The following is a 6697-nucleotide window of genomic DNA, read 5'->3' on the forward strand; positions in this document are numbered from 1 at the left end:
AATATATAAAAAATACAAATGAGATATACCTAATAGGAATAAATATTAGTTCAGAAAAGAGGAATATTGAGGATTATATAATAGAAAAAATATAATAAATAATTATTAGCATATAAAAATAAAACACCTTTGTTCAATTATTTTATTAAAATATGTGTAAAAAATTTAAGCTCCCAAGATTAATAGGGAGCTTTTTTATTAATAATATGTAAAAATTTTAACAAAATTAAAAATTAGATATTTTTTTATTTTCTGCTTCCAGGTTTTACGAGTTTTATATTATTTTTACACATAGGGCATTCATTAGATGTAAAAGTTCTAGCTTCTATCTCAAGTAATGCTTTAATTGGATATCCATTTAAAAACTCTTTTTTGCTTCTATTGACAATACAACCAAATCCCAAAATATTTGGTTTGAAACTTTCAATAGATTCAACTACTTCTAATGTAGATTTTCCAGTAGTAATAACATCTTCTATAATAACTACATTTTTATTTTCCTCAATATAAAAGTTCCTTCTTAACTCCATTTTACCTTCTTTATTTCTTTCTGTAAATAAAAAAGGGATGTTAAAAGCTCGTGCAACTTCATACCCTATAATTATACCCCCTAGAGCCGGAGATATAATATAATCAGGTTTTTCATCGAATTTCTTTGATAATAAATTTCCTAAAATTTCAGCATATTTTGGATATTTTAATACTTGAGCACATTGAATATATGTATCTGAATGTAATCCTGAAGATAATAAAAAATGACCGTTTAAAATAGCTTTAGTTTCCTTTAAAAGATTTAATATATCCATATTATCTCCTCCATTTGTTAATAATGTTATTAAATTCTATAGTCTTTTTTCTGGGATTTTCGTTAAAAATAATAGCTCTTGAAACATTAATAACAATATTATCATACCCATCAAGGTTTTTAAACAATTCTCCAATGCTTCCACCTTGTGATCCTATACCAGGAATTAAAAATAACATATTATCTGAAACAGTAGTTATTTTTTTAATGAATTCAGCATTTGTAGCTCCTACAACTATACCTATTTTATTTTTGTATTTTTTATTTAATTCGTTCATTTTTTTTGCAATTTTCAAATATAATTCTTCTGGAATTTCAAAATCATAAGCACCTTTATTAGATGTTAAAGCAAGAGCAAACACATGAGAATTATCATATTCAAAATATGGTATTAATGTATCAGTACCCATTAAAGGATTAATTGTTAAAGAATCTACCTTTAATCGCTTAAAATAGTATTCAGCATATGCTTTTGCAGTATTTCCAATATCTCCTCTTTTTGCATCTAATATAATAGGAATATCTGGATTATACCTAATATATTCTATAGTTTTTTCAAGGATCTCTAATCCTTTTGGCCCTAATTTTTCATAAAAAGCAATATTTATCTTATAACCACAAACAAGATCAAAAGTTTCATCAATAATTCTTTTATTAAAATCTAAAACATCACCATCAATTCTATTAATATCACTATCAAGACCTACTAATAATACTGAATTCACATCATTTTTTCTTTTCATATATTTATTGAGCATAATATCCCTCCACAGCACAAGATAAAATATTTTCATATTTTTCTCTTTTAAAATATTTATCTAATTCATCAATAATTTTTGTAGGTATTTCAGGATCAGACATCACACCAGCACCAACACCTACAAGATTAGCACCAGCCATAATAAATTCTAAAGCATCTTCGAATTTAAATACACCACCCATTCCAATAATAGGTAAATCTTTAAATACTTTTCGTATTTTAAAAATAGTAGCCAAAGCAATGGGTTTTATGGCTGGACCGCTAAAACCACCAATAGCCCTTTTTAAAATAGGTTTCTTTTTATTTATATCTATTTTCAAACCTTTTGGCGAATTAATTAAAGTTACACCATCTGCACCACCTCTAACAGCAGTATTCACCAAATCCTCTAGAAAAGTCTCAACACCAAATTTTATAAAAATAGGTTTTTTTGAAATTTTTTTAGCTTCTTTTACTAAATCAAAAATAGCAACCTCATCTATTCCTAAAGGTATACCACTTTTTCCAACATTTGGACATGACAAATTTAATTCAAAAAAAGCAGCTGATGAATTATTAAGGCGTTCAATTAATTTTAAATAATCAGATTTTTTATCTCCACCAATACTTAAAATCACATTAGTATTTAAATCTTCTAAAAAAGGTAAATCATTTCTTATAAATTTCTCTATACCAGGATTTTGCAATCCTATTGAATTAATAATTCCAGATTTTACATTGACAATTCTTGGAGGAGGATTTCCATCTTTTTCATCAGGGGTAACAGTTTTTGCTGTGAATCCGCCAAGTTTATTTAAATCGATATATTTTGCTAATTCCTTGCCATTTCCTCCAGGGCCAGATGAAATAATAATGGGATTTTTAAAATTAATACCGCATATTTCTACCATTCTAATTGCACCTCGCTTAAATCAAAAATAGGGCCATCCTTACATATCATCTTTATACCATCTATAGTTTTTATAGGGCATCCTTTACATATACCAATTCCACATCCCATTCTTGCTTCCAAAGAAGCGTATATTTTTTTATCTTTAAAATGATTTTGTACAGATTTAATCATATTCATACTTCCGCATACTAAAAATGCATCATTTTCGTCTATATTGATAATATTTGATTTTTCAATTAAATTCATATTTGTTTCTTTATCTATATGTAAACCTTCTATATTAAGTATTTTCTTTATTTCTGATGTTTCAAATCCATATATTTTATATTTAACCAAATTAGGATATTTTTCTGAAAAATGTATTAATGGCGCCGACCCACAATCTCCACCTAATAAAATATATTTTTTATTTTGATCAATTTTTTCTATAAATGGAATACCATAAGCTCCTCTAATATCTAATTCATCCTCTTTTTTTAAATGTTTCATATCATTGGTCATTTCTCCAACAACAGCAATTAAAAATTTTATTATTTTTCCTTCTTGAAAAACAACAGAAAATGGTTTTCCAAAATCATAATGTTTAAGCTTTAGCATGACGAACTGACCAGGTTCAATATTCAATATTTTTTCTGTTTTTACTGTAAGCAATATATAATTATTAGTTTTATTTATAACTTTCACAATAGCCTTCATTCAAAATTCACCTCACCATATTTAATGTCACCATTAACTAATGTTAAAACAACATGTCCATTTAATTTATTATATGGTAAATTTTTTCCTTTAGAAAAAATCATATTATCCCATAAGAGATTTGAATCAACAAGAGATAAATCAGCAAAAACCCCTTCTTTAATATCTCCTATATTATCTAAATTAAATATTTTAGAAGGATTAAAAGTTACCTTTTCAATTAAGTATTTCAAATCAATATTTTCTTGTTTAGCCAAAGTAAATATAGCAGGTAAAAAAACATCTAATCCAGAAATACCATTTGGAGCTTCATCAAAAGATTTATTTTTTTCATCTAAAGAATGTGGTGCATGATCACTAACTATAATATCTATATAATCAAGATTTTCAATTAAATATCTTTGTGTTTCAACATTTGGTAATGGAGGATTTATTTTTTTTAATGTGTTTTTTTCATTATTATTTAAAAGTAAATGATGAAACGTCACTTCGCAACTAACATTTAATTTATTTCTTTTGGCATATTTTATCAAATCAACTGTATTTTTTGTAGAAATATGAGCTATATGCAAATGTCCTTTTGTGTATTTTGCAATTTCTATATCTCGTGCAACCATAAGAGATTCAAAAAGAGGAATATTTAAAAAACGCTTATCCTCACAATGATTAATAATAATTCCATTAAAATCTTTAACAGTTTTTAAAGCATTAAACATAATTTCATCATCAAATATAGGATTTCCATCATCTGAGAAAAAATAATATCCATTATCAGAAAGATATTTTAAATTATTCAAAACATTACCCTGTCTCTTTTTGGTTATAGAAGGTATTGGTATTATCTTTGCTAAATTAACATTATTTGCTTTATTTTCAATAAATTTTATAATCTCTAAATTATCCATAGCAGGATTAGTATTTGGCATAATTCCTATTGTAGTAACGCCGCCATGGACAGCGGCGCTTAATCCTGTTTCTATTGTTTCCTTATACTCAAAACCAGGTTCTCTTAAATGTGTATGCATATCTATAACTCCTGGGACTAAAATTAATCCTTTAGCATCAATAATATTATTTGCCTTCTTAGTGCTTTTTGAAATTTCAATTATTCTATTATTATCAACATATACATTAAAAATTCCATTTGTGCTATGTGAAATTATTTCAGCATTTTTTATTAATATACTCATGATTTCACCTATATATCCCAAATTTCATCATAATTATGTGGAGTTTCACAATATTCACACACAAGCTGGCCATGCTCATTTTTGACAAATGAACCTTTAACATTTTCACCATGTATAGGATTTGTAATGCAATTCTCATTTTTACATTGCAACTCATCAAACCCATAAACCTTTGGTGGGAGTTTTATCCTATATTTTTCAGTAACTCTCGAATTTTTAATAATATTTACAGTAACATTTGGTGAAATGGCAGATAATTTTTTTATTTCTTTTTTTGAAAAATATCTATCAGGTAAGCTAATATAACCCTTTAATTCCCCGTTTTCCGATTTAAAAATCCCATCTGCACTATCTATATCAAATAATTTCATTATTTTTCTTATTTTCATAATTGTTGAGTAAATTTCATCTGATGTTTTCCCTTTAGCAATATGATCAATGACAGTTCCATTTTCTATAGGTTTAATTCCTCTTTTACCTTCTTTTTGAATACCTTTTGTGCCATTGATAATAGGCGCATTAATTATAAATTCTTCCTTTTCCTTATGTTTTGTTAGATTAGTATCAAAATCTGCATTTAAAGCACCACCAAACATTGATAGTAAAATAATTCTTGTCCAATAACCATTTATAGCTTGTTTTTCCCATCCATTTAAAGGTAAATCATCTAAGAAGGTAGGAATAGTTGGGTAGATTTTATGTCTTGGTAAAGGGTGATAAAATTTAACATCTTGAGGAAGTAATTGAAGGTAATCCTTTTTGAAAGTAACAGCTTTTCTTAAAATAAATTCTTTTTCTAAAATATCTTCTCCCATTCTTTCTAACTGAAGTCTTGTGAAATACCATATTTTTGCAATATCTCTTTGTTTTAAATAATCTTCAATAGAATCAAATAATCTAACTTCAAATCCATTGTTTTTCATTTTTTCAACATAATAGGAAGGCATTGACATTTCTTCGGGGGCAATAAGATCAACCTTTACATTTTTAAAAATTTTTAAGCCGTTAACCTTTGAGTGAACAGTTCTGCCGTGTAACAAGTCACCAATAAGTGCAATATGAATAAAGGAATTATCGAAGTTATTTTTTTCAAGGAAGGTGAATTCGTCAAGGAGTTCTTGAGTGGGGTGTTCGTGTTTTCCGTCACCAGCATTAATAAAAGAAGGAATAGGAAGGTTATTTCTAAGCGCAAATTTTCCAACGGATTCAGAAAGTAATTTACAAGTTCCTTCGAGTTTTGATCTTACAACAAAAATAGAATAGTCGCTATAACCGGTAAGCATATTAAATGTATCAACATAACTTTCTTTCTTATTAAATGAGGAGTGATTTGAATCGAAGATAGTAACTTTAGCTTTTTCGTGGAATTTCGCAGCATTGATGAAGGATTCTTTGGTTCTTGTGCTTGGCTCAATAAAAACAATGTAAATACCGACATTTTTATTAATCTTAAATTCAGACAAATCTTCCTTGTTTAGCCATTTTGCTTTCAAACGTTTAGTATGATTATACAAAAACATTTGTTCATCAACACTAAAATCGTTAATAACACTAAGAGAACGACCTAAAAAATCATTTTTTGTAGATAATAAATTTTCCAATTTACCCACCTCCCAAAAAATTCATTCCCGAAAATCATACACAAAAATTAAAAGAAAATCAATTAAAAAAATGTAACGATAAATTTAATAATACAATATATAGGGTGGAATTGTTATATATCAATATATTTAGTTATATTTGACAAATTTAAAAAGAAAAAGTATAATTATAAAAAACAAAAAAGGTGAAAAAATGGAAGAATATAAATTTGATGAAAGTAAGTTTATAAAAGAAAGTATAGAAAATTCAAATGTTGAAGAAAAAGAAAAGTTTTATGTAAAATTAAAAAAAATAATAACTCAATGGGCAAAAAAAGAAGGAAAAGACAATAAATTTAAAGAGTATTTGCTTTTATTACCAAACTTGTTTTACCTTTTTATAAATTTAATGAAAGATAAAGAAATTGATATAAAATATAAAGGTAAAATCATGTTAATTTTATCTTATATTATACTGCCATTAGACATAATTCCTGAAGCATTGATCGGACCTATTGGGTATATAGACGACCTATACATAGGTTTATATTTTTTAAGCATATTATTAAATGAATTACCTAAAGAAAAAATATATGCTTATTGGAAAGGTGATATAAAAACATTAAATAATATTTCTGAAATAATAGAATTTTTAAAAAATAATTATGAAAAACTAAATATTAAAAGTATATCTAAATTGATTTCGAAAATTTTAAAAGAAAAATATACTAAATAAGTTATATAAAACAAAAAAATCCCCGTTTGGGGATTTTT

At 26.2% G+C, this 6697-nt stretch carries 7 protein-coding genes; 1 reads left to right on the top strand and 6 read right to left on the bottom strand.

Annotation, left to right across the window (positions count from 1 at the left end; all coding sequences use genetic code 11):
- Positions 1–245: 245 nt before the first annotated feature.
- Genes pyrE through ACYQ44_RS10055 form a run of 6 tightly spaced genes read right to left on the bottom strand, consistent with a single transcriptional unit; the run spans position 246 to position 5944 of the window.
- Positions 246–806, bottom strand: a complete 561-nt coding sequence (gene pyrE, locus ACYQ44_RS10030; RefSeq protein WP_459997089.1) for an orotate phosphoribosyltransferase — start codon at positions 804–806, stop codon at positions 246–248.
- Position 807: 1 nt separating this feature from the next.
- Positions 808–1563 carry an orotidine-5'-phosphate decarboxylase gene (gene pyrF, locus ACYQ44_RS10035; RefSeq protein ID WP_459997091.1) on the bottom strand — a complete coding sequence of 252 codons (756 nt, stop codon included), beginning with the start codon at positions 1561–1563 and terminating at the stop codon, positions 808–810.
- Positions 1553–2455 carry a dihydroorotate dehydrogenase gene (locus tag ACYQ44_RS10040; RefSeq protein WP_459997093.1) on the bottom strand — a complete coding sequence of 301 codons (903 nt, stop codon included), beginning with the start codon at positions 2453–2455 and terminating at the stop codon, positions 1553–1555. The genes pyrF and ACYQ44_RS10040 overlap by 11 nt, the downstream gene beginning before the upstream one ends.
- A complete protein-coding gene (locus ACYQ44_RS10045) occupies positions 2449–3153 on the bottom strand; it encodes an iron-sulfur cluster-binding protein (RefSeq protein ID WP_459997095.1) in 705 nt (234 codons plus the stop codon). Before ACYQ44_RS10045 ends, ACYQ44_RS10040 begins: the two co-directional genes overlap by 7 nt.
- Positions 3150–4343 (bottom strand): dihydroorotase, encoded by a 1194-nt coding sequence (locus ACYQ44_RS10050; RefSeq protein WP_459997097.1) that lies wholly within the window; start codon positions 4341–4343, stop codon positions 3150–3152. Before ACYQ44_RS10050 ends, ACYQ44_RS10045 begins: the two co-directional genes overlap by 4 nt.
- Before the next feature lie 8 nt (positions 4344–4351).
- Entirely contained in the window at positions 4352–5944 is a 1593-nt protein-coding gene (locus tag ACYQ44_RS10055; protein WP_459997099.1) for a bifunctional aspartate carbamoyltransferase catalytic subunit/aspartate carbamoyltransferase regulatory subunit, read from the bottom strand.
- Between the two features lie 139 nt (positions 5945–6083).
- Here ACYQ44_RS10055 and ACYQ44_RS10060 point away from each other — a divergent pair, with 139 nt between their 5' ends.
- A complete protein-coding gene (locus ACYQ44_RS10060; protein ID WP_459997100.1) occupies positions 6084–6659 on the top strand; it encodes a YkvA family protein in 576 nt (191 codons plus the stop codon).
- Positions 6660–6697 lie beyond the last annotated feature (38 nt).

The organism is Marinitoga arctica, assembly GCF_054657315.1.

Coding starts and splice junctions, on each gene's coding strand:
- pyrE (WP_459997089.1), bottom strand. CDS start 806: ATGGATATATTAAATCTTTTAAAGGAAACTAAAGCTATTTTAAACGGT.
- pyrF (WP_459997091.1), bottom strand. CDS start 1,563: ATGCTCAATAAATATATGAAAAGAAAAAATGATGTGAATTCAGTATTA.
- ACYQ44_RS10040 (WP_459997093.1), bottom strand. CDS start 2,455: ATGGTAGAAATATGCGGTATTAATTTTAAAAATCCCATTATTATTTCA.
- ACYQ44_RS10045 (WP_459997095.1), bottom strand. CDS start 3,153: ATGAAGGCTATTGTGAAAGTTATAAATAAAACTAATAATTATATATTG.
- ACYQ44_RS10050 (WP_459997097.1), bottom strand. CDS start 4,343: ATGAGTATATTAATAAAAAATGCTGAAATAATTTCACATAGCACAAAT.